We start from the raw sequence: 21,876 nt of genomic DNA, 5'->3' as shown, positions 1-21,876 counted from the left end.
GCGCGCCACCATGACGCGCCACTGCCTGCCGGAGCGCCGCCATCCCGGACGGAAACGCCCCGGCTCATGGCCCGCACGCGATCGCACAAGCCCGGGGCCGCACCGCGATCCCGGGCTGGCGGTGCTTCATGCCGCCCGGACGCCGGCGAGGAAGGTCTTGACCTCCCCGGACAGTTCCCCGGCCTGCTTCGACAGGTCGGAGGCGGCGGTGAGGAAGGTGCCGATCGCCGCGCCGGTCTGGCCGGCGGCCTGGCTGACGCCGCTGATGCCCGAACTGACCGCCTGCGCCGCATCGCTGGTCTGCTGCACCGTCCGGGCGATTTCCGCGGTAGCCTCGCCCTGCTGCCCGACCGCGGTGGCGATGGTGGCGGCGATGGTGCTGACCTCGGTGATGGTGGTGGCGATGCCGCTGATCGCCTCGACCGCCTGCTGCGTCGCGGCCTGGATTTCGGTGACCTGCGCGGCGATCTCCTCGGTCGCCTTGCCGGTCTGGGTGGCCAGGCTCTTGACCTCGGAGGCGACCACGGCGAAGCCCTTGCCGGCCTCGCCGGCGCGCGCCGCTTCGATGGTGGCGTTCAGCGCGAGCAGGTTGGTCTGGCTGGCGATGTTGCTGATCAGGCCGACGACGGCGCCGATTTTCTCCGCCCCGGTGGCGAGGGCGCGCACGATGGCGTCGGTGCGCCGGGCGTCTTCCACCGCCGCGCCGCTGATGCGGGCGGACTGCGCCACCTGGCGGGTGATCTCGCCGATGGAAGCGGTGAGTTCCTCGGCCGCCGCGGCCACGGTATGCAGCCCGCCGCTGGCCTGTTCGGCCGCCGCGGCGATGGAGGCGGCCTGCTGGTTGCTCTGGTCTGCCGTGCTGGTGACCGACCGGGCGGTGGCCTCCAGTTCAGCCGACCGGGCGGACAGGGATTGCACAAGATGCCCGATCTGGTCCTGGAAGCCGTCCGCCATCCGGTTCAGCACGGATGCGCGCTCGGCGGCGGCGTGCTGCTTGACCGCTTCCTGCTCGGCGCGCAGGCGTTCGGCTTCGAGCATGGTGTCCTTGAACACCAGGACAGCACGGGCCATGCCGCCGACTTCGTCCCGCCGTTCGGCGCCGGGAATCGACGTGTTCAGGTCGCCTTTCGCAAGGTGGTCCATCGCCGCCTTCAGGCTGCCGAGCGAGACGGCGATGTCGCGGTTGACCAGCCAGGCAGCGAGCAGGGCGATCACCAGCGTCGCGCCGGCAACCAGCCCTACCTGGATCGTGGCGGCGCGCATGTCCCGGTCGAGGTCGTCGATGTACAATCCGGTTCCGACAAACAGGTTCCAGCCCGGCACCGGCAGGACATAGGCAAGCTTCGGCTGCGCGACGCTCGATCCGGGCTTGGGATAGCGATACACCACCGTGCCGCCACCCTGGCGGGCGATCCGGATCATGTCCTGCACGAACGGTTCGCCGTCGGCGCCCTTGATGCCAAGGCGGTTCGTTCCCTCGGCGGCCGGCGTCGGTCCAAGGACGACGGTCGTGCCGTTCATGTCATAGGCAAAGTCGTAGCCGACGCCGTTGCCGTAGCGGATCGGCCGGATGGCGTCGCGCCATTGCCGCATGACCTGCTCGCGGCTCAGGTTGGCCGCCTGTCCTTGCTTCTGGAGACTGGTGGCGATTGAAACGGCTTGCTCGGTGATGGCGCGCAGCTTGTCCACGCGGTCATCGAACATCCGCTGGCGCATGAGCAGGCCCGCTGCGCCAATGGCGATGACGAGGGTGAGCGCCGACAGGCCAACCAGCAAGGTCAGCTTGGTGCGAAGCTTGAGATGGCCGAGAAGTTTCATTGCGTATCACGCCTTGCTGGTTGCCTGGCGGGGATATAGCAGGGTGGATGGCGCAATTCATTACAATTCACACCAAACGTCCGGGCCATCGGACGTTGCTGTGTCATTGCGGCGGAGGCGCCGCTACATCGCCGGCACCCGGTCCTCCTCCTGCTTCTGCATGGCCCAGGGTGGGGTGTAGCCGGCGCGGAAATCCGGCGGTAGCTCACACGGACGCGGATCGAAGCACGCATGCTTCGCCGGCCGCCCACGCACGACGTCGCCCATGTGGGGGCTCACGATCGGGCTGGGCGTGTAGGCGAACGAGTCGGCCGAAGAATAAACCGGCAGCAGCAGCGGTCGGGCGCGGTCGGACCGGTTCTCCAGCGAGCCGTGGATGGTCCGGCAGTTCAGCAGCACCGTCGTGCCGGGGCCGCCGGTCGCGGTGACGATGCTCTCGGGCGGGATGGCGCGCACCACCGCGTCGCGCACACGCACGACGAAGGCGCCGCTGTCGTCATATTGGCTGTGCAACGGCCCGAGATGGCTGCCGCGCACGAAGGACAGCGGGCCCATGTCGTCGTCGCAGCCGTTGACGTAGACGCCGATGGTCACCGGGCTGTAGTCGGTGTGCGGCCAGGCGGGGATGTCCTGGTGCCACTTGAAGCCGCGCGTGCCGCGCTCGGACTTCACGTTCAGCTTGGCGTGGTGGAACTTCACGTCCGGGCCGACCACGTCGGCGGCGAGATCGGTCATCACCGGGTCGCACATAAACTCCCAGAACGTCTTGTGCTGGTCCTGCGGGCTGGTGACGCGGTGCAGGCGCGGCGTGTCAGGGCCGTGGCCTTCCTCCAGCACGAAGACGCCGTCCGACTGCGTGACGGAGCGGCTGCGCTCCAGCATTTCCTGCGTTGCCGTGCGCAGACGGACCAGCCAGGCCTGCGGCACGTAATCGGGCAGCACCAGGAAGCCGTCGGCGAAATAGGCGATGCGCTGTACCTCGGTCAGCACCAGGGCGGGATGCGTCAGAACGTCTTCCGGTTTCATGCTGTGTCCTCCCGTAATTGGCGCCAGCATGGCGCGCTTTCGGACGGGCGGCCAGATTGGCCTGCCGGGGGACGATCAAGAACCGGAGCGTTGGAGCAGCCGCCGCATCGATGCAAGCGTCGCACGGGATGGCGCCGGCTGCGCCACCCCGTGACATTACCTTAGTGTTTGACTGCGAAAACCCAGACCACGCCGCCCTGCGGCACGTCGGGGTTGAGCTTCCAGTCGGTCTTTGCCAGCATGTCCTGGATGCGCTGCGCGTCAACGCCCCAGCCTGACTGAACCGCAATATACTCGGTACCGTCGACCTCAAACGCCACCGGCATACCCATGATGCCGGAATTCGTCTTCATCTGCCACAGCAGGTCGCCGGTCTTGGCATCGAAGGCGTGGAACATCCGGTCGTTGGTTCCGCCGACGAACACCAGGTCACCGCCGGTGGTCAGAGTCGATGCGAACAACTGGGTCTTCGGGAACTTGTGCACCCAGACCTGCTTGCTCGTTGCCGGGTCCCATGCCTGCAGCTCGCCGATATGATCAGCACCCGGAATAAGCTTGGCATGGTCGGCATCGGCGCCCAGCCAGAGCTGGCCGACGACCAATTTCTGCTTCTCGCCCTTCAGGGTCTCGCACATGTTGTTGTTGGCGGGGATGTAGACCAGCTTGGTCTCCGGATTATAGGACGCGGACGGCCAGTCCTTGCCGCCCCACAGCGACGGGCAGAACGAAACGTCCTTGCCGGTCGTCGGCTTGTGTTCCGGATCGACGATCGGGCGGCCGGTTTCCGGCTCGATTCCTTTGAAGGCGTTCTGGCCGACGAACGGCTTGCCGGAAACGAACTCGATACCGGCAGGAGTCTGCTTCAGGACCCACAGATAGCCATCACGCGCTGGATGAACGAGGGCGTCGATTGTCTGCCCGTTCTCGCTCATGTCGTGGATCAGTATCGGCGCATCGATCTCGTCCCAGTCCCAGGAATCGTTCTGGTGGTACTGGTGGTAGCCGACCATCTTGCCGTTGTCGGGATTCAGGGCGATGACCGAGGTGGTGTAGAGGTTGTCTCCGGGATGCTGGTCACCCGGCCATGGTGCCGCGTTGCCGGTTCCCCAGTAAGCGATGTTGCGCTTCGGGTCATAGGTGCCGGTGATCCAGACCGAACCGCCGCCATGCTTCCAGTCGTCGCCCCGCCAGGTGTTGCCGCCGGGTTGGTTCGGCTCGGGAACGGTAAAGGTCCGCCATATTTCCTTTCCGGTGTCGGCATCATAGGCCGCGACGTAGCCACGCACGCCATACTCGCCGCCCGAGCCGCCGACCATGACCTTGCCGTTCACCACCAACGGCTCCAGCGTCATGTACTGGCCCTTTTTGTAGTCCTGGACTTTGGTGTTCCAAAGTTCCTTGCCGGTCTTCGCGTCGATGGCGATCAGGTGGTCATCCGTTGCGGCCAGGAACAGCTTGTCCTGCCACATGGCAACGCCACGGCTGGTGGGATGGAGCTGGAACAGGTCTTCCGGCAGGGTGTGCTTGTAGCGCCAGATCAGGTCGCCGGTCTTGGCGTTCAGCGCGATCACCTGCCCGTACGGTGTCGCAACGAACATGACGCCGTTGTTCACCATCGGCGGCGCTTCGTGGCCCTCGTTCACGCCGGTGGCGAATGTCCAGACCGGCTCGAGGTTCTTCACGTTGGTGGAATTGATCTGGTTCAGCGGGCTGTAGCCGTGACCGTCATAGGTGCGGCGATACAGCAGCCAGTTGCCAGGCTCGGGATTTTCCAGCCGCTGCTGCGTGACGGGGCTGTAGTTGTCGACCTCGCCCGCCAGTGCAGCGACCATGCTGACGCTGCCCAGCAAGGCAGCCGCAAAGGCAACCTTGGCGGTTTGTCTCAGTCCAATCATGATGTTTCTCCATCCCGGATTGTTATCGTTACGCTTTTCTTGTCTTGCTTCACATGGTCTGTTTGTTCATGCCCACCTTTCCAATGAATTCTCCGGCGACCTGCAGCTTGCCGTCCACCATTCTCAGCGGCAGGGCGGCCAGTGGTCGCGGCGCCGGGCCACCAACCACCTTGGCGTCGTGCCGCGGGTCGTACTCCGACTGGTGGCACGGGCAGTGCAAAATCTGTTTCTCGGGGATCCAACCGGTCACCGTGCATTGCATATGGGTGCAGATCGCCGAGTAGGCGAGGAAGCCCGCAGCGGCATGGGACTTGGTTTCCGCATCCATGGTCGACGGATCGAGCCGGACCACCAGTATCTGGTTGAGCCGCGTGCCGTCGCGCAGGATCTTGCGCGATGGATCGGTCGCCCAGGCCAGCACCGGCTCGTCGCCGACATTCAAGGCACCTTCAATGATCAAGGCCCCTTCCTGGTCGCCACCGGCGTAAACCAGGAAGTCACCGACCTGCGGCCGTTCCATCCGTCTCGGGTCGTCTTCGTCGTCCGCCCGCGCCTTGCCTGGCAGCAACGCGGCCGCGGTGGCGACGGCGCCCAGTTGCAGCAGGGATCGCCGCACCGGGTCGCAGCAGCAAGTCTTGTCGTCGGTTCGCCTGTCGTTGCTCATTCTCTACCTCCCCGCTGTTTGTGCCGAGTCGGGTTTGAGGATCGTCAGTTGCGTGGCGTCGGTAAAGTCGATCAGCGGCTTTGCCGGATCGCGGAACAATTCGCGGTCGAGCAGATAGCGGCGCGTCTCCGTCGCCTTTTCGCAATGGTCATGGAAGAACACGCCGCCCACCGGCTGCTCTGTCGCGGTCGGCTCGAACTTCCGGCAGGTCCATCCGTCCGCGCCGAAGCGTTCACGAACCTGAATGGCGAACAGGTGAGCCTTCTTGTGAAGATAAAGCCGGGCGTGCGGGTCGGTGTCGATGCGCAGGCCGCCGACCTCGGCCTGGTCGTCGATCAGCAGGGTGAGCGTCACGGGCTGGCCGGCGACGATCGTCTTGCCTTCGGTTGACGGATTGCCATCGTAACGGAAACTGACGGCGTGCATGCCGTCGGTTCCTGCCGGGCAGGCCTTGTAATCGCCCCAGCCGGACAGCGTCTTTGCCGGTTCGGCGGCGCAGGTGAAACCGCCATAGCCACTCTGGGGCAGGGCTGAAACCGGCATGCCGATGCGGAACTCACGAAGGTCGTTGTGCTCCGCCACAGCGGTGAGGGGGGCCAGCAGGGCAACAACGGCACACGCCAGGCCGACGACGTTGCTGGTACGCATCTTATCGCGGCGCGTTGGCATCGGATGCAGCCTCCACTTTCATGTGCTGACGGGGTGAAGCCTGGTCCCGCTCAGCCGCGGCTGCCTGGACATGGCCGGAACTCTGGTCCTCGTAGACATCACAGGCACGCGTCCGGGTGCCGAAAAATGTCTGGCATTGCGCAAAGGTGGGATCACCCGAGCCCTTGAGCTTCTCGAATACGTAATGGGCGACAGCCTTGATGTCGGCGGGCCGCAGCGGATGGTCGGGCTCCGGCGGCATCTGTGTGGCGGAAAGCTGGGATTTCTTCAATCCGTAGCAGTGCCCGTCGCTGTAAGCGTCCTCCTGGAAATGCGGCATGCCTTTTCCGAGACGGCCACAGCGGATGGTCTGCTCGATCTGATCGAGGCTCAGCGTGGTCTTACGCAGGTTTGCGGCCGCGCCGCCATAGCCGCCACCGCCGATGCCGGACCATTTGTGGCATCCCATGCAGTTTGCCGTCTTGAATACCCGCAATCCATCCTGATCAACTTGTTGCGATTGAGCAAAAGCGACCCCCGAAGTCAACATCATGGCCGCGCAGACTGCGGCCGTACCATAGCGAAAACCAATAATCACAGTACAAACTTTCTTGCAACGTCTCTTCGGGGGCGGGTTTTCACGCCCCGCCCCCGGACACCCTTCTTAGTTCAGAGAGAAGACATACAGAGCAGAACTCGGATGCACCTTCTTCAGTTCCGGAGTTGCGTCAATAAACCACTTGTCCCAGGCCCCGCCCTGGCCGACAAGAATCGCAACATACTGCTTGCCGTCCGAGGTAAAGGTCATGGGGGGCGCGTTGACGCCGCCACCGGTGTTGAAGCTCCACAACTGATCCAGCGTCTTGGCATCCAGCGCGGCCACGATGCCGTCCGGCTGGCCGTAGAACACCAGGTCCGGCGTGGTCAGCAGGCCGCCCAGCATTGGATAGGGCGTTTCATGCTTGCCGACTTCCTTGCCGGTGGTCACGTCGATCGCAGTGACGCTGCCGGTGATGCGCACAGGCTGGTCAGGTCCGCCGCCGGTGAACAGGTCCCGCGGGTGAGGCTTCTTGTTCGGATTCTCAGGCTTTACCGTTACGCGGTTGCAGCTTTCGATGACCGGAATGTACCATTCCTTCAGAATCGGATTATACGCGGTCGGCGGCCAGTTCTTGCCGCCCATGTTGCCGGGGCAGATCATCGTCACGGTGTTCTGCCGGCTTGGCGTGACCGCGTATTGCTGTACCGCCTTCTTCGGGTCGTACTCTGCCGGCTTGCCGGTTTCCGGATCCAGGCCCTTGGTCCACGTCACCTTCTTCACGAACGGCAGACCCCAGATGAAGTTGCCGGTGTCGCGATCCACCGCGTAGGCAAAGCCGTTGCGATCGGCTTCCAGATCCAGGTGCGCGTCACGCCCATGCACCGGCGCATCAACCAGAACGTTCTCCGCTACGCTGTCGTAATCATACGGGTCGTTCGGCGTGTGCTGGTAGTGCCACTTGATCTTGCCGGTATCCGGGTCCAGCGCCAGGGTGCTGTCGGTGTACAGGTTGTCGCCCGGACGATATTCCGAATCCCAGTCGGGCCCAGGATTGCCGACGCCCCAGTACAGCGTGTTGGTGCGCGGATCATAGCTGCCGGTCACCCAGGTCGAGCCACCGCCCATCGCGGCCGCGTTGTAGTTGTCCTTCCAGGTTTCGCTGCCCGGCTCGCCTTTTGCCGGAATGGTATGGGTGCGCCAGACTTCCTTGTGAGTCGTCAGGTCGGTGGCGGCAATCCAGCCGCGGATGCCATACTCGGCGCCCGCCACGCCGGAGATCGCCAGGTTCTTCACCACCAGGGGCGCGCCCGTCATGACCTCGCCCTTGTCAGGATCGGCCACCTGACGCTGCCAGGCGATCTGGCCGGTGTCCTTGTTGGTGGCGATCAGACGCCCATCCAGTGTGTGCGAGATCACCATGTTGCCGGCCAGTGCCACGCCGCGGTTGTCAACGCCGCAGCAGGCAACGGCGCCGGCCCAGTCATGGTCGGTCTTCGGGTCCATCCGCCAGAGGATCTTTCCCTGTCCGCCATGCGTATCGATCTTGTAAACGGATCCCCAACCATCCGTTACGTACATGTATCCGTCTTGTACGACTGGCGTGCCTTCAAGCCCGCCGTGCGACCAGATTCCGCCGCCCTCGATGCCGCCAAGCTGCAACGTCCAGGCAACATGCAGGTTCTTGACGTTGGACTTGTTGATCTGGTTCAGCGTCGAGAACCGGTGCGCGGAGTAATCCTTGTGGTTGGTCAGCCAGTTTCCGGCTTCCGAATCCGCATTCAAAAGTTTATCAGGCGTAACGTCATCGGCCGCATATACCAGCGATGTCGTGCCGAGAAGAAAGGCGGCGAACGCCGCCATCAAGGTATTCTTGGACATACGTTTCTCCATCCCAGATCCGTTTTATCAGGCTACTTGCCTTCCGTTTCGATCTTGGCCTTCGCTTTTTTGTTCATTTTCTTGACTTTGTGACTCTGGTTGGTCGCCCCCGTCGCCTGCGTCCGGCTCGCCGCCGGCGCAGACGGTGGGGTTATGGACTTCTCGACCTTCGGTCCGTTACCGATCTGAGCGTTGGGGTCGTCAGCCAGTCCGGTCCCGCCCCAAAGGAGCAGGACCGCACCGAAACCGACGATCATTGACAGATGCTTCAATGCGTCGTTCCTCACTTACACTTCGAGTTGCTTGCCGATCGGCAGGTGGCGAATGCGCTTGCCGGTGGCGGCGAAGATCGCATTGCACAGCGCCGGCGCGAACGGCGGGACGCCCGGTTCACCCACACCGCTCGGCGGGACCGCCCACGTCGCCGGCATAATGTGAACGTTGGTAACCATCGGGCTGTCGCTCATCCGGCCAACCTGGAAGGTGTCGAAGTTCTTCTGCATGGCGCGACCGTGCTTGAAGGTGATCTCGCCATACTTGGCCAGGCTGAGGCCCATGATCGCTGCGCCCTCGATCTGCGACTGGATCCGTTCCGGATTCACATAGATGCCGCAGTCGATCGCGGTATCCACCCGCGGGATCGTCATCTTGCCCTTGCTGTCAACCGCGACCTCGACGATCGTGGCGACGTAGCTGACGAAGCTGCGGTGCACCGCGATGCCCAGCCCGTGGCCCTTCGGCACCTGGCGGCCCCACTCGCCTTTTTCGGCGACCAGTTCCACCACCTTGCGCAGCCGTCCGGCGTCGATAGGGTAGCTGCTGATCGGCTCGCCATAGTCCCAGAGATCCTTGACCGACGGGCCGACATCGACCAGGCGCGCCGGGCCGATCAGTTCCAGCAGCATGTCCTTGGGATCGCGGCCGGTGGCGTGGGCGATTTCCGAAACCATGGTCTGCACCGCAAACGCATGCGGAATGTTCGACACCGAGCGGAACCAGCCGATGCGGGTATGGGCCTCGGCGGCCGGGTTCTCGCAGCGGATGTTCTGGATGTCGAACGGCAGGTCGACCAGGCCCATACCAAGCTCGAACGGCGCCTCGTGGTTCGCGCCGGCCTTGAACGTGGACATGATCGTCGGCGCCACGCTGCGGTGCCGCCAGGCAATGACCTTGCCGTTCTTGTCCAGGCCGGCCTCAATCCGTTCGGCCGAGACGGTGTGGTAGAAGTCGTGCTGGATATCATCCTCACGGGTCCACTGCACCCGCACCGGCGCGCCGATGGCCTGGGAGATGATGGCTGCCTCCAGGGCATAGTCGCATTTCGACTTCCGGCCGAATCCGCCGCCCAGCAACGTCACGTGTACCGTAACGTCCTCCGGCTTCAGGCCCAGTGTCTTGGCCGCGTCATCGAGGGTACCCTGCGGGCTTTGCACCGGCGCCCAGATCTCGGCCTTGCCGTCCGCGACATTCGCCGTGGCGACCGGGGGCTCCATCGGGGCGTGGGCGAAATGCGGCAGGTAGTATTCGCCGACAACGATCTTGTCGGCGGACTTCATGGCCGCATCGACGTCGCCGTTGTTCCTGACAACAAGGCCGGGCTTGCGCGCCGCTTCCTCAAGCTCGCGGCGATAGACGGCGGAATCGTAGTGGGCATTCGCTCCGTCGTCCCAGACGATCTTCAGCGCGTCGCGTCCCTTGATCGCCGCGCCGGTGTTGCGTGCGATGACGGCGACGCCGCCCAGCGGCTGGAACTTGGACGGCCAGGGCCAGCCCTTGACCTCCATCACCTTTTCCACGCCCGAGACCTTCATGGCGTCGGTCGGATCGAACGAAACCACCTTGCCGCCGACGACGGGCGGGCGGGCGATGACAGCGTATTTCATGCCCGGCAGCCGCGTGTCGATGCCGTACATCGCCTTGCCGACGGTGATGTCGTGCAGGTCGACGATGCTGACCTTGCCCTTGCCGATGTAGCGGAAGTCCTTCGGGTCCTTCATCTGCAGTTGCGAAGGATCGGGCACGGGTTCCGCGGCGGCGGCGGTCGCCAGGTCGCCATAGCCCAGCTTGCGGCCGGTCGGCGTGTGAATCACCTCGTGGTTGTCCGCCTTGACCTCGGACACCGGCACGCCCCACTGCTTGGCGGCGGCGGCTTCCAGCATCATGCGGGCGGCCGCGCCGACCTGGCGCATGGGGATCAGGAAGTGGCGGGTGCTGCGGGACCCGTCGGTGTCCTGGTTGCCGTACTTGGCCTCGTCGGCGTCCGCCTGCTTCACCTGCACGCGGCCCCAGTCCGCGTTCATTTCATCGGCGACGATCATCGGCAGGCTGGTGCGCACGCCGGTGCCCATCTCGGAGCGGGAGGCTATGATGGTCACGATCCCATCCGGGGCGATGGCAACGAAGGCGCGCGGATCATTGACCGTGCCGTGCGGCATCTTGTCGGCACCGGTCTTGTAGGTCGCCATGCCGGTCGCGGCCATGCCGCGGCGCGACATCACCGGTACGGCGAGCACCAGACCGGCGGTGATTCCCAGGCCCTGCAGTACGCCACGGCGGGAAACGTTCTCAACGCGATATTGGAACATGGTTCAGGCCCCCGTCGCTGCCAGGCGAACCGCCGCCTCGATGCGCTGATAACAGCCGCAGCGGCAGATATTGCCGGCCATCGTTTCGCGGATTTCTTCGGTCGTCGGATGCGGATTCTGCCTAATCAGAGCAGAAGCCTGCATGATCTGCCCGGACTGGCAATAGCCGCATTGCGGCACGTTGACCTCGCGCCAGGCCTTCTGCACCGGATGGTTGCCGGCGGGATCCAGGCCCTCGATAGTGGTGATATGCCGATCGGCGGCCTCATGCATCGAGGTGCTGCACGAACGGACGGCGACGCCGTCGAGATGCACCGTGCAGGCGCCGCAGAAGGCGTGGCCGCAGCCGAACTTGGTGCCGGTCAGGCCAACCTCGTCGCGCAGATACCACAGCAGCGGCAAGGACGGATCGCCGTCCCAATTATGTTCTTTCCCGTTTACGATCAAAGTGATCATCTGGTGTTTCTTCCCCTGCTCTCGAGAATGAAGGGTTTCCGCGCAGCATGCTGCAGCGGTACTCAATTGGAAATCGGCACGACCTGACAGTACAGCGGAAAAGCCCCGCTGGCATGTTGCGGTGCATCATCAGGCAGAAGTGCCACTATGTTGTAGTGCAGTATGGCCGGCCCTCCCGCACCTGAAGATACTGTTGTTGGTTTCCAAGCCTCAGGCTACCCTATCGACGCTACGCAAAGATTGAGGGGCTGGCTATACACTTTCGCGCAATGTTGCGGTTGTGCCGCATCCGTTTCCTCGCTATTTATGTTCTCATATGGAACCGGCACCTGGCAAGTGTGCCGCCCGGCACTGCAAATGCCAAGTATAAATTAATAATCCGACACGGACTGCACGACCGCATCAGCCGCGGGACGATGGCCGGCAGCCACCTTCCCGCGACGGCGCCATCAGCCGCCTACCCCATCGTGTGCGTAGCCGATGGGGTGATTTCGTACATCACGCGAGTCTCGTTCGGGCCGCGCCAGGGATAGGTGTCCTGGCCAATGTACTTCTTGGCCAGGCTGTCGATGTGGGCATCCGCGCCATCGACCGTCTCATTTGTAACCGTGCCGCGGATCTGAATGTAGCGGTAAGCATTGTCCGGGTCCATGATCGACAGCGCGACCTTCGCGCCCTTCGACAGGTTGCGCGCCTTGACCCGGCCTTTCGCGGTGTTCACCCGGATCACGCCGTTGGTGTAGTCGAACCAGACCGGTGTGACCTGCGGCGACCCGTCGGGTTGGATGGTCGCGAGACTGGCGAAAGCTTTCTTCTGTGTCAGCAGGTCGAGAAAGCCGGCGGGGATGTCGGCCATGCGGGGAACTCCTCTTAGGTTTGGTTGAGACCACAACATTGGAATGCCGCGCCCGCGCCGGCAAGCGTCATCCGACCAGGGCGCGCTTCGCCACCGCCGCCAGGTAGCCGGACGCCGCCGGCAGGATCGCATCGTTGAAGTCATAGCCGGCATTGTGCAGTTCCCGACCGCCATCGGCAGGGCCGTTGCCGATCCAGACGAAGGCGCCGGGACGGTGCTGCAAGAACCAGGAAAAATCCTCGCCAGTCATTGCCGGCGCCATGTCGCGGCGCAGCATCAGGCCGGCCGAGCGTGCGGCCTCGGCCGCGAAGTCGCGCTCCGCCGGGGTGTTCCGCGTCACCGGCAGGCGGTTGGCGATCCGCATGTCGATGTCGACAGCGAAGCTAGTGGCTACGCCCCGGGCGATGCGGCGGATCGCCTGTTGCACCTGTTCGCGCACGTCCTCGCGCAGCACGCGCATGGTGCCGCGCAGCTCGGCGCTGGCGGGAATCTGGTTCGCCGCCGAACCGGCCTGGATCACGCCGATGCTCACCACGGCGCTGTCCAGCGGATCGACGGAACGCGACACCACGGACTGCAGCGCCAGCAGCAGGTGCGCGGCCGCAACCATCGGATCGCGGGTCATGTGCGGCAGCGCGGCGTGGCCGCCATGGCCGGTGACGGTGAAGAACAGCCGGTTGCCCGCCGCCATCACCGGCCCGTCGTGCACCGCCACCGTGCCGGCCTCCAGGCCCGGCCAGTTATGATAGGCGAAAATCCGTTCCATTGGAAAACGGTCGAACAGGCCGTCCTCGATCATGCTGCGCGCGCCGCCGCCGCCTTCCTCGGCCGGCTGGAAGACAAGCTGCACCGTGCCGGACCACGCGGTGTCCGCCGCCAGCAGCGCCGCCGCGCCCAGTAGCGAAACGGTGTGGCCGTCATGGCCGCACGCATGCATCACGCCGGGATTGCAAGACGCATGCGCCACACCGGTGGCCTCCTGGATCGGCAAAGCATCCATGTCGGCGCGCAGCCCCACCGAGCGGTTGGAGGCGCCGCGCCTGATCGTTGCCACCACGCCATGGCCGCCGATGCCGCCGACGCAGGGAATGCCAAGCTCCCGCAGGCGTTCCTGCACGAAGGCGGCGGTGCGGGCTTCGTGCAGCGTCAGGTCGGGGTTGGCGTGCAGGTGGCGCCGCCATGTCGTAAGCCGTTCGTGCAGGGTGTTATCCATCGCCGCTCCGCTGCGCTCGAAACCGGTTAGCGTATGGGCTCCGCGCAGAGCGGGCAACCAGCGATCGCCCAGGCGGCGGTTCATTCTCCCGGCAGGGCGACCGGGATCCAGGTGCGCTTCTCGTTCCGCTCCACCAGGACGGCGGCATAGGGCTGTTTGGCCGCGGCCCGGGCCTGCAGCGCCGCCCGGGCCTGTTCCGGCGTCGATATGGGCTGCTGCTGCACCCGCAGGATGATGTCGCCGGTCTGCAGCCCGCTGTCCGCGGCGCTGCCGGTGGGGTCGATCGCCGATACGGCAACGCCGCGTATCGTGCCGTCGGAACCCTCGGCGGCGGAGAATTGCAGGCCCAGCATCTTCGGCGGCGGACCCGGCTCCTGAATCGGTTGCGGGTGCGGATCATACGCCAGGATCGGCACATTCACGGCCATGATGGTGCCGCTGCGGCAAATTCCCAGTCTCACCGTGCTGCCGATCGGCGCCCGCGCTGCCTTGCGGGCGAGGTCGCGCGGATCGGTCACGACCTCGCCATTGAAGGTGCGGATGACGTCGCCCGGCTGGATCAGGCCGTTCATTTCGTCGCCGCGCGGCCCCAGCGCGGCGATCAGGGCACCGCCCGGGGCGGGCGAGCCGATGGCCTCGGCCATCATCGCCGTTACGCTCTGGGTACGGAACGGCAGCATGCCGGCGCGGACCTGGCCGTATTCCTCCAGCCGCGACAGGACGAAGCGCAGGTCGTTGGACGGGATCGCGAAGCCCAGGCCGACCGAGCCGCTGTAGGTGCCGGGGGCGTACAGCACGCTGTTCATGCCGACGACCTCGCCGTTTATGTTGAACAGGGGGCCGCCGGAGTTGCCGTGATTGATGGCGGCGTCGGTCTGGATGTAGTCGTCGAACGGCGTTTCCATGATGTCGCGGTTGACGCTGCTGACGATGCCGGCGGTGACGGTGTTGTCGAAGCCGAACGGGCTGCCGATGGCGATCACCGTGTCCCCGGGCCGCAGCGCGTCGCTGTTGCCCCACTTGATCGCCGGCAGCTTGTAGCCCGTATGGATGCGCAGCAGGGCGATGTCAGCCTTGTGCGGCATGCCGACGATCTCGGCGCGGAACCGGCCGCCGTCCGGCGTGGCGACGAAAATGGCGGTGGCGTTCTCCACCACGTGGCGGTTGGTGGCGACCAGGCCGTCGGGATCGATGACGAAGCCCGATCCGATCCGCGTCACCGGGTGCCCTTCGCCGGCCTTGGCCATGGTTTTCTCGCCGGGCGGCGCCTCGGGCGGATGCACGACGACGATGCGCATCACCGAATCCCGCACCCTGGCGACGACGGCGGCGATCATCCCGGGTGGCTGATCGGACCCGGCAAGGGCCGGCGCGGGCGCGGCCTGGAGGCCCGTTGCAAAAACCACAATGACGGCAAGGCGGACAAACCAAGGCATGGATAATCTCATGTGTCACTGAAAGACGCGACTGACTGGCAAGCGGGCGATACGGATCGAGCCGCCAATCCGGGATGCCAAGGCTTCCCGCCCGTTGGCGGCGGCCAGATTAGACGTGCCACACCTCACCGGATTGTCACGTTGGCGTGGCTCGCGGCCCGCCGATGACGTCGCCGCCGCTTGCATCCGGCCGCCACCTTGCGCAGTCTATCGTCCGGCGACGAGGCAACGGGCCGGCCAATCGGCGCGACTCGTCACCGTTGGGGAATGTCCGCGCAATGAACGATACGACGACACCGCTTCTGTCCGTCACCGGCATCACGCTTCGTTTCGGCGGCGTCGTTGCGTTGGACAACGTCGGTTTCGATGTCGCACTCGGCCAGATAGCCGGGCTGATCGGCCCGAACGGAGCGGGGAAGACGACGCTGTTCAACTGCCTCAGCCGGCTGTACCGGCCCAACGCGGGCGAGATCCTTTTCGAGGGGCGATCCATCCTGTCGGTGCCGCGCCACCGGATCGCAGCCATCGGCATCGGCCGCACCTTCCAGAACGTCGCCCTGTTCGACCACCTGACGGTGCTGGAAAACGTCATGATCGGCCGCCACAGCCGCACCGGCGGCGGTTTTGTCACCAATGCGCTGCGCCTGCGCGCGGTGTCTCAGGAGGAAGCCGCGGCGCGCGACAAGGCGCTGGAACTGATCGAGTTCATGAACCTGGGCGGATTCACCAACCGGATCGCCGGGGGCCTGCCGTTCCCGATCCGGAAGAGAGTGGAGCTGGCGCGGGCGCTGGCGGCGGAACCGAAGCTGCTGCTGCTGGACGAGCCGGCGGCGGGGCTGAACCATGAGGAAGTCCATACCCTGGAAGGCCAGATCCGGCGCGTGCGCGATGTGCAGGGCATCACCGTCCTGCTGGTGGAGCATCACATGAGCCTGGTGATGTCGGTGTCCGACAAGGTCGTGGTGGTGAACTTTGGGCGCAAGATCGCTGATGGGAGGCCGGGAGAGGTGCGGCAGAATCCGGATGTGATCCAGGCTTATCTTGGGACGGCCGCCTGATGGAGGGCGAGCCGTTTCTTTGGAGTAGTGATGTGATTGTGCCGGAATTTGGGGCGGGTGCTGATTGGCTGGGAACCGGCGCGGGCTGCGGTGCGTCGTGGGCAGGGACAGCGCGGTTGATGGGGTATTATTGTTCGCACAGAGAATGAACTGAGGGCCGTGGAGGGCCACAGGGGATCAGGGGGGACAGCGCACGGCCTGGTGCGGGCGCGGGTGTCAAGGCAGGCCGGTTTGTTGGTGCGCCTGGCCACGTGGTCATGTCCGGCGCGGTGATGTCCGACATTGCATGTTCCAGCAGTGCTGGTGGTCGTGCGCTTCGCACGTAGCGCCACAAATTCTTCCCTGTGGCCGTCAGTGATTCTCCGCTTTTCCTCTGTGGTTAAATGTTTGGACGATCGTACCGCACGCCCGCCGCCATTGTCCCTCGGCCGCCCAAAACGAAAGCCACCGCAGCCAACGACAAGCCGGCCGTTCCGGGTCCAGGACGATGGCCCTCCCCGCGAGGAAAGCCATCCCCAACCCCGAAACCCTCCGACACTCCCCCCTCAGAAAGGAACGTCACCACACACCGTGATGCGGTGCATCACCCGTGAGTCCCCTGGATAGTCGTTCACCGCGAAATGTTGCGTGCAGCGGTTGTCCCAGAAGGTCAGCGTGCCGGTCTGCCAGCGCACCCGGCAGGTGAATTCGGGGCGGATCGAGTGCTTCATGAAGAAATCGACCAGCGGCTGGCTTTCCTCGTCCGTCATGCCGTCGAAACGCTGCACGTGGCCGCCGATGTACAGCGCCTTGCGTCCGGTTTCCGGATGCGTGCGCACCAGGGGATGCACGCTGGTGGTCTGCACGTCGCCGGGGTCCTTGACCTTCATCTCGGTCATCTCGCGCTCATAACGCTGCTTGCGGGACAGGCCGCCGGACTGCTTGAAATTGTCGCCGACACAGACGGTGCGCAACTGGCTCGCCAGCGCCCTCATCGTGTCCGACAGGCTCTCATAGGCCAGGTACTGGTTGGTGAACAGCGTGTCGCCGCCGGCCGAGGGCACCTCCTTGGCGTACAGCATCGTGCCCATCGCCGGCGCCGGCGAGAACATCTGGTCGGTGTGCCACGACCCGCCGAAATTCTTCTTGTCGCCCGGCCGCTTGATGACGGCCAAAATTTCGGGATAGTCCGGCATCCCTTCCATATACGGGTGCAGATGGATCTCGCCCCAACGGCGCGCGAACGCCAGTTGCTGCGCCGGCGTGATGTCCTGGCCGCGGATGGCGATGACGAGATTGTCCAGCAGCGCGGCGCGGATTTCCGCCAGCATGTCGTCGGACACGTCCCGCGACAGATCGACGCCGCGGACATCCGCGCCCAGCGAGCCGGTGATCTTCTGGACGTCCAGGTGGCGGTATTGGGTGTTGCGTGGCGCGTTCATGGACCGGTCCTCCTTCCCTGTCAGGAAAGGATGACTCCAAACCCGCCATCGGCAAAGACCCCGGGGCCGGATACGCGGGGCATGCGGCTGCCCGCCCCGCGCCGCGGCGTCAGTACATATGCATCCCGCCGTTGATCGACAGGGTCGATCCAGTCATGAAATCGGCGTCGTCGGCGGTCAGGAAGGCCACGCCGCGCGCGATGTCCTCGGCATGGCCGAGCCGCCCGACGGGGATCTTGGCGACGATCTTGCGCAGCACCTCACCGGGCACCGCGCGCACCATTTCGGTGTCAACGTAGCCGGGGGCGATCGCATTGACGGTGATGCCGTAGCGCGCGCCTTCCTGCGCCAGCGCCTTGGTGAAGCCGTGGATGCCGGACTTGGCGGCGGCGTAATTCACCTGGCCATACTGGCCGGCCTGGCCGTTGACGCTGCCGACGTTGACCACGCGGCCGAACTTGCGCTCCCGCATGCCTTCGAACGTCAGCTTGCACATGTTGTAGCAGGAGCCGAGGTTGGTATCGATCACCGCATCCCACATGTCGCGGCGCATCTTCACCAGGGTGCCATCGCGGGTGATGCCGGCGTTGTTCACCAGCACCTCGATGACGCCGTGCTCGGCGACGATCTTGGCGATACCGGCCTCACAGTCCTCGAAGCTGGCGACGTTGAATTTGTAGACGGGGATGCCGTGTTCCTTCTGGAAAGCGGCCGCGGCTTCGTCGTTCGAGGCGTAGTTGGCCACCACCGTGCGGCCCTGAGCCTTCAACGCCAGGCAGATCGCCGCGCCAATGCCGCGGGTGCCGCCCGTTACCAATGCCACGCGTGCCATCGGTCTCCTCCCTAATTTGTTCCAAAAACCGTGTCAGTCATAGCACTTTCGGCAAAACTGCAAAGAGCCGAAAGTGCTTCGGCAGATCAGATTATTTTGCTACTGACGCGACTAAGGCCACCTGGACCTTGGGCAGACGTCCGTCGATCGACAACACAGATACACCCGTCTTCCTGCGGAACCCGGATGCCTGTTCCTGACCTAGCGCACCGGGCGCGAACCCGGCGCGGTCGTACCCGGAAACCTTCGGCTTCCGGGCACAACGTCAGAAACCGATCAGCGTTCCAGGCACATGGCGACGCCCATGCCGCCGCCGATGCACAGGGTCGCCAAGCCCTTCTTCGCATCCCGCTTCTGCATCTCGTGCAGCAGGGTCACCAGGATGCGCGCGCCCGAGGCGCCGATGGGATGGCCGATGGCGATGGCGCCGCCGTTGACGTTCACCTTGCCGGTGTCCCAGCCCAGGTCCTTGTTCACCGCCAGCGCCTGCGCCGCGAACGCCTCGTTCGCCTCCACCAGATCCAGGTCGTCCGGCTTCCAGCCCACCCGCTCCAGCACCTTGCGGGTCGAGGGGATCGGCCCGGTGCCCATCACCGCGGGATCGACGCCGGCGGTGGCGAAGCCGGCGATGCGCGCCAGCGGAGTCAGGCCGCGCTTCTTCGCTTCCGTCGCCGTCATCAGGATCAGCGCCGCGGCGCCGTCGTTGATGCCGGAGGCGTTGCCCGCCGTCACCGTGCCGTCCTTGCTGAAGGCCGGGCGCAGCTTCGCCATGCTGTCGGCACTGGCGTCATGACGGATGTATTCATCGTCCGCCACCTGCACCTCGCCCTTGCGGGTCTTGATCGTCACTGGGCTGATCTCGTCCTTGAAGCGGCCGGCCTTCTGGGCCGCCGAGGCCTTCTGCTGCGAGGCCAGGGCGAAGGCGTCCTGCTCCTCGCGGCTGATCTGGTATTTCTGAGCAACGTTCTCCGCCGTGTTGCCCATGTGGTAGCCATGGAACGCGTCCCACAGCCCGTCCTTGATCATGGTATCAACGAATTCCATGTTGCCCATCTTGGTGCCGTTGCGCATGTGCGCGGCGTGCGGCGACAGGCTCATGCTCTCCATGCCGCCGGCGGCGACGATGGCGCTTTCGCCGGTGCGGATCTGTTGCGCCGCCAGCGCCACCGCACGCAGGCCGGAGCCGCAGACCTGGTTGATGCCGAACGCGGTCTTTGAATCCGGCATGCCGGCGAGGCGGGCGGCCTGGCGGGTGGGGTTCTGGCCCTCGCCGGCGCCCAGCACCTGGCCGTAGATCAACTCGTCCACGTCGCCGGGCTCGAGCTTCGCCCGCGCGATCGCGGCCTGCAGCGCGATCGCGCCCAGGTTGTGCGCAGACAGCGTGCTCAGGGCGCCGTTGAAGCTGCCGACAGGCGTTCTGGCAGCCGAGACGATGACGATGTCGTCCATGGTTCGATCTCCTTTCGCGGTTCCTCCCGCGAGACTCTGCGGCGTGGTGCCGACGATCGCACAAGTGCGTCAGGTCGCGGCGAAACACAACCCGGGTCAGACGCCAAGCTGCGTTGCCATGTCCTGGATGTCGGTGGCGACGATGTCCCAGTCGCTCTCGGCCTTGTAATCGCGCTCCTGCCGCGGTCCGTATTCACTTGGTCGTGGGAAAAATGCAGTTTGCAGGCCACAATTGCGCGCCGCCGCCAGGTCGCCGTTGTGCGCCGCGGCCATCATCACCTGCTCGGGCCGTAGGTTCAGCAGCCTCGACACGCCCAGGTAGGTTTCCGGATCGGGCTTGAAGTGGCCGAACAGGTCGGAGCCGAAGATCATGTCCCACGGGATGCCGGCGGCCTTCGCCATGTTCAGCAGCAGCGCGACGTTGCCGTTCGACAGCGGCCCGATGATGAAGCGCGCCTTCAGCCGGGTCAGCCCCGGCACCGCATCCGGCCATGGCTTCAGCTGGTGCCAGCCCAGGTTGATATGGGCCAGATCGGCTTCGGACAGGCCCTTGATGCCGAACTCGGCCACCAGCCGATCGAGGCTGGCGCGGTGCAGGTTGTCCAGCGTGGTCCAGGGCTGCTCGCCGCTGCGCACCCGCTGCATCGACGGCTGGTAGGCGGCGCGCCAGGCATCGACCAGGGCGGGCCAGTCGGCGGTCACGCCGCGGGTGGTGGCGTAGGCGGTCAGGTCCGCGATCAGGCTCGTCCGCCAATCGACGACCGTGCCGAAGGTATCGAAGACGATGGCGACGGGTGGTTGCTTGGCCATGGTTCCTCCCCCTTGTGCCGGCACGAGCAAAGCGCTGCCGGCGGGTCGGGTCAATCGGTCAGCGCCGCGGGCGACAGGTCTTGATGACGGTGCGGGCAACCGGCGGCGGCAGCGCGGGTTACGCCGGAAGTCCCCACCGGATGGAGCGTGATCATGAGCGATGCCGATCCCCGTCAGCACACCAGGCAGCAGGCCGAGCGCCTGCGCCAGACCGTCCAGCACCTGCGGGAGGATGTCGGCAAGGTGCAGGACCCCCGCGCCCAGGCGCTGTTCGAAACCGCCGCCGAAGTGCTGACCGGGCTGGAGAAGGCGTTCCGCGACTACGAGGCAGGGACCGAGCGCGCCTGGAAGCGGTGAACGCGTCTTTAGGGGACGGTTACGGCCAGCTTGAACAGCGGCTTCCGAGTGCCAGGCCGCGAAGTGTGGACATGACCCGATACAGGACTCATAGGCGCTAACATGACCGGAAACAGGGCTGGTCGTCTCTCTATCGTCATGGCCGGGCGTGTCCCGGCCATCTGTGCTTCAACGGTGGGGGGTGGATGGCCGAGACACGCCCGGCCATGATGGAGAGGCAATGGACCTGGCTCCATCGTTCCAAGTTAGCGCCAATGCGGCGCAGGACTGCTTGTGATCGATGGGGCATCCTGGTCCTGCCGATACCGGATCCAAACTTGTTTTTGGCATTGAGGTGCGCTACATGTAGCGCATGAGCCAGTCAAAAAGTGCCGACCGAGTCAGGCGTCGTCGTGACAAGATGCGCGCTGCTGGTTTGCGTCCGGTCCAGATCTGGGTAGCCGACACCCGCGCACCTGGCTTCGCTGAGGAATGCCGGCGGCAATGCATGCGCGTTGCGGCTTTCGATGCCACGGACATCGGACACGCCGAGGCTGCCTTCTGGGAACGAGCCAGTGCCGACGCATGGGACGATCTGGGCTGATAAGCCGTGGCGACATTGTTATTGTCGCCCTGCAAGGGGACAGCGGCAAGCCCCGTCCGGCCGTCATCATTCAGGCCAACTGGTTCAATACCCTGGCTACCGTTGTTGCACTTCCACTGACAAGCCATTTGCAGGACGCCGCCGCTTTGCGGATCAACGTAGCGCCCAGTGCGTCTAACGTAACCGGGAGTTCCCCCGGCTCTGCCGGGGAGGCAGCAGCAGTTTGACATTTGCGGGGGTAGGCCCCGGTTCGCCCATCAATGAAACTCTGGAGCGTGAGCCGCCAAAGCACACGCTGATGGAGTTCCATCAATGGACGAATTCGAGAGCCTAAATCACACCAAATGGGA

General features: G+C 65.0%; 21 protein-coding genes. 4 read left to right on the top strand and 17 right to left on the bottom strand.

The annotated features are described in order from the left end of the window. Nucleotides 1–126: 126 nt before the first annotated feature. The 13 genes from CCS01_RS05710 to CCS01_RS05650 all read right to left on the bottom strand — a co-directional run bounded on the left by CCS01_RS05710 (nt 127) and on the right by CCS01_RS05650 (nt 15,016). Nucleotides 127–1,818, bottom strand: a complete 1,692-nt coding sequence (locus tag CCS01_RS05710; protein WP_104517864.1) for a methyl-accepting chemotaxis protein — start codon at nt 1,816–1,818, stop codon at nt 127–129. Nucleotides 1,819–1,941: 123 nt separating this feature from the next. Then, a complete protein-coding gene (locus CCS01_RS05705; RefSeq protein WP_104517863.1) occupies nt 1,942–2,844 on the bottom strand; it encodes a phytanoyl-CoA dioxygenase family protein in 903 nt (300 codons plus the stop codon). A 161-nt stretch (nt 2,845–3,005) separates the two neighbouring features. Further along, on the bottom strand, nt 3,006–4,739 hold the full coding sequence (locus tag CCS01_RS05700) for a methanol/ethanol family PQQ-dependent dehydrogenase (protein ID WP_104517862.1): 1,734 nt from the start codon (nt 4,737–4,739) through the stop codon (nt 3,006–3,008). Nucleotides 4,740–4,788: 49 nt separating this feature from the next. Beyond that, a complete protein-coding gene (locus CCS01_RS05695; protein ID WP_104517861.1) occupies nt 4,789–5,403 on the bottom strand; it encodes a QcrA and Rieske domain-containing protein in 615 nt (204 codons plus the stop codon). A 3-nt stretch (nt 5,404–5,406) separates the two neighbouring features. Further along, nucleotides 5,407–6,072: a hypothetical protein gene (locus tag CCS01_RS05690; RefSeq protein ID WP_104517860.1), complete on the bottom strand. Its 666-nt coding sequence runs from the start codon at nt 6,070–6,072 to the stop codon at nt 5,407–5,409. Then, nucleotides 6,053–6,649, bottom strand: coding sequence for a c-type cytochrome (locus CCS01_RS05685; protein WP_146101574.1), 597 nt, complete (start codon nt 6,647–6,649; stop codon nt 6,053–6,055). Before CCS01_RS05685 ends, CCS01_RS05690 begins: the two co-directional genes overlap by 20 nt. A gap of 66 nt (nt 6,650–6,715) precedes the next feature. Beyond that, the gene (locus tag CCS01_RS05680) at nt 6,716–8,470 is read right to left on the bottom strand and encodes a PQQ-dependent dehydrogenase, methanol/ethanol family (RefSeq protein WP_204848151.1); all 1,755 of its coding nucleotides are present in this window, start codon (nt 8,468–8,470) and stop codon (nt 6,716–6,718) included. A gap of 32 nt (nt 8,471–8,502) precedes the next feature. Next, complete coding sequence (locus CCS01_RS05675; protein WP_146101573.1) at nt 8,503–8,727, bottom strand: hypothetical protein; 225 nt, start codon at nt 8,725–8,727, stop codon at nt 8,503–8,505. Nucleotides 8,728–8,757: 30 nt separating this feature from the next. After that, nucleotides 8,758–11,055 carry a xanthine dehydrogenase family protein molybdopterin-binding subunit gene (locus CCS01_RS05670; RefSeq protein ID WP_104517856.1) on the bottom strand — a complete coding sequence of 766 codons (2,298 nt, stop codon included), beginning with the start codon at nt 11,053–11,055 and terminating at the stop codon, nt 8,758–8,760. Nucleotides 11,056–11,058: 3 nt separating this feature from the next. Beyond that, on the bottom strand, nt 11,059–11,511 hold the full coding sequence (locus tag CCS01_RS05665) for a (2Fe-2S)-binding protein (protein ID WP_104517855.1): 453 nt from the start codon (nt 11,509–11,511) through the stop codon (nt 11,059–11,061). A gap of 457 nt (nt 11,512–11,968) precedes the next feature. Further along, complete coding sequence (locus CCS01_RS05660) at nt 11,969–12,367, bottom strand: PPOX class F420-dependent oxidoreductase (RefSeq protein WP_104517854.1); 399 nt, start codon at nt 12,365–12,367, stop codon at nt 11,969–11,971. A gap of 67 nt (nt 12,368–12,434) precedes the next feature. Then, nucleotides 12,435–13,580 (bottom strand): amidohydrolase, encoded by a 1,146-nt coding sequence (locus CCS01_RS05655; protein ID WP_104517853.1) that lies wholly within the window; start codon nt 13,578–13,580, stop codon nt 12,435–12,437. A gap of 80 nt (nt 13,581–13,660) precedes the next feature. Next, entirely contained in the window at nt 13,661–15,016 is a 1,356-nt protein-coding gene (locus CCS01_RS05650; RefSeq protein WP_158258244.1) for a trypsin-like peptidase domain-containing protein, read from the bottom strand. A 278-nt stretch (nt 15,017–15,294) separates the two neighbouring features. On the opposite strand from CCS01_RS05650, the gene CCS01_RS05645 reads away from it, so the two are divergent. Next, nucleotides 15,295–16,074, top strand: coding sequence for an ABC transporter ATP-binding protein (locus CCS01_RS05645; protein WP_104517851.1), 780 nt, complete (start codon nt 15,295–15,297; stop codon nt 16,072–16,074). 545 nt (nt 16,075–16,619) lie between these two features. Here the strand turns inward: CCS01_RS05645 and CCS01_RS05640 are convergent. From CCS01_RS05640 to CCS01_RS05625, 4 genes are all read right to left on the bottom strand, one after another. Further along, nucleotides 16,620–17,495 carry a TauD/TfdA dioxygenase family protein gene (locus tag CCS01_RS05640; protein ID WP_204848150.1) on the bottom strand — a complete coding sequence of 292 codons (876 nt, stop codon included), beginning with the start codon at nt 17,493–17,495 and terminating at the stop codon, nt 16,620–16,622. Between the two features lie 109 nt (nt 17,496–17,604). After that, nucleotides 17,605–18,327 (bottom strand): acetoacetyl-CoA reductase, encoded by a 723-nt coding sequence (gene phbB / locus CCS01_RS05635; protein WP_104517850.1) that lies wholly within the window; start codon nt 18,325–18,327, stop codon nt 17,605–17,607. A 276-nt stretch (nt 18,328–18,603) separates the two neighbouring features. Continuing rightward, nucleotides 18,604–19,776: an acetyl-CoA C-acetyltransferase gene (locus tag CCS01_RS05630; RefSeq protein WP_104517849.1), complete on the bottom strand. Its 1,173-nt coding sequence runs from the start codon at nt 19,774–19,776 to the stop codon at nt 18,604–18,606. 96 nt (nt 19,777–19,872) lie between these two features. Beyond that, nucleotides 19,873–20,586 carry a haloacid dehalogenase type II gene (locus CCS01_RS05625; protein WP_104517848.1) on the bottom strand — a complete coding sequence of 238 codons (714 nt, stop codon included), beginning with the start codon at nt 20,584–20,586 and terminating at the stop codon, nt 19,873–19,875. A gap of 153 nt (nt 20,587–20,739) precedes the next feature. On the opposite strand from CCS01_RS05625, the gene CCS01_RS05620 reads away from it, so the two are divergent. From CCS01_RS05620 to CCS01_RS05610, 3 genes are all read left to right on the top strand, one after another. Beyond that, nucleotides 20,740–20,943, top strand: coding sequence for a hypothetical protein (locus CCS01_RS05620; protein WP_104517847.1), 204 nt, complete (start codon nt 20,740–20,742; stop codon nt 20,941–20,943). Nucleotides 20,944–21,295: 352 nt separating this feature from the next. Beyond that, nucleotides 21,296–21,526, top strand: coding sequence for an antitoxin MazE family protein (locus CCS01_RS05615; protein WP_104517846.1), 231 nt, complete (start codon nt 21,296–21,298; stop codon nt 21,524–21,526). Beyond that, nucleotides 21,415–21,753 (top strand): type II toxin-antitoxin system PemK/MazF family toxin, encoded by a 339-nt coding sequence (locus CCS01_RS05610; RefSeq protein WP_338049965.1) that lies wholly within the window; start codon nt 21,415–21,417, stop codon nt 21,751–21,753. Before CCS01_RS05615 ends, CCS01_RS05610 begins: the two co-directional genes overlap by 112 nt. Nucleotides 21,754–21,876 lie beyond the last annotated feature (123 nt).

This window comes from Rhodopila globiformis, assembly GCF_002937115.1.
GTDB lineage: Bacteria > Pseudomonadota > Alphaproteobacteria > Acetobacterales > Acetobacteraceae > Rhodopila > Rhodopila globiformis.
Note: the sequence above shows the minus strand (reverse complement) of the source record. Positions and strands in the feature narration are given on the sequence as shown.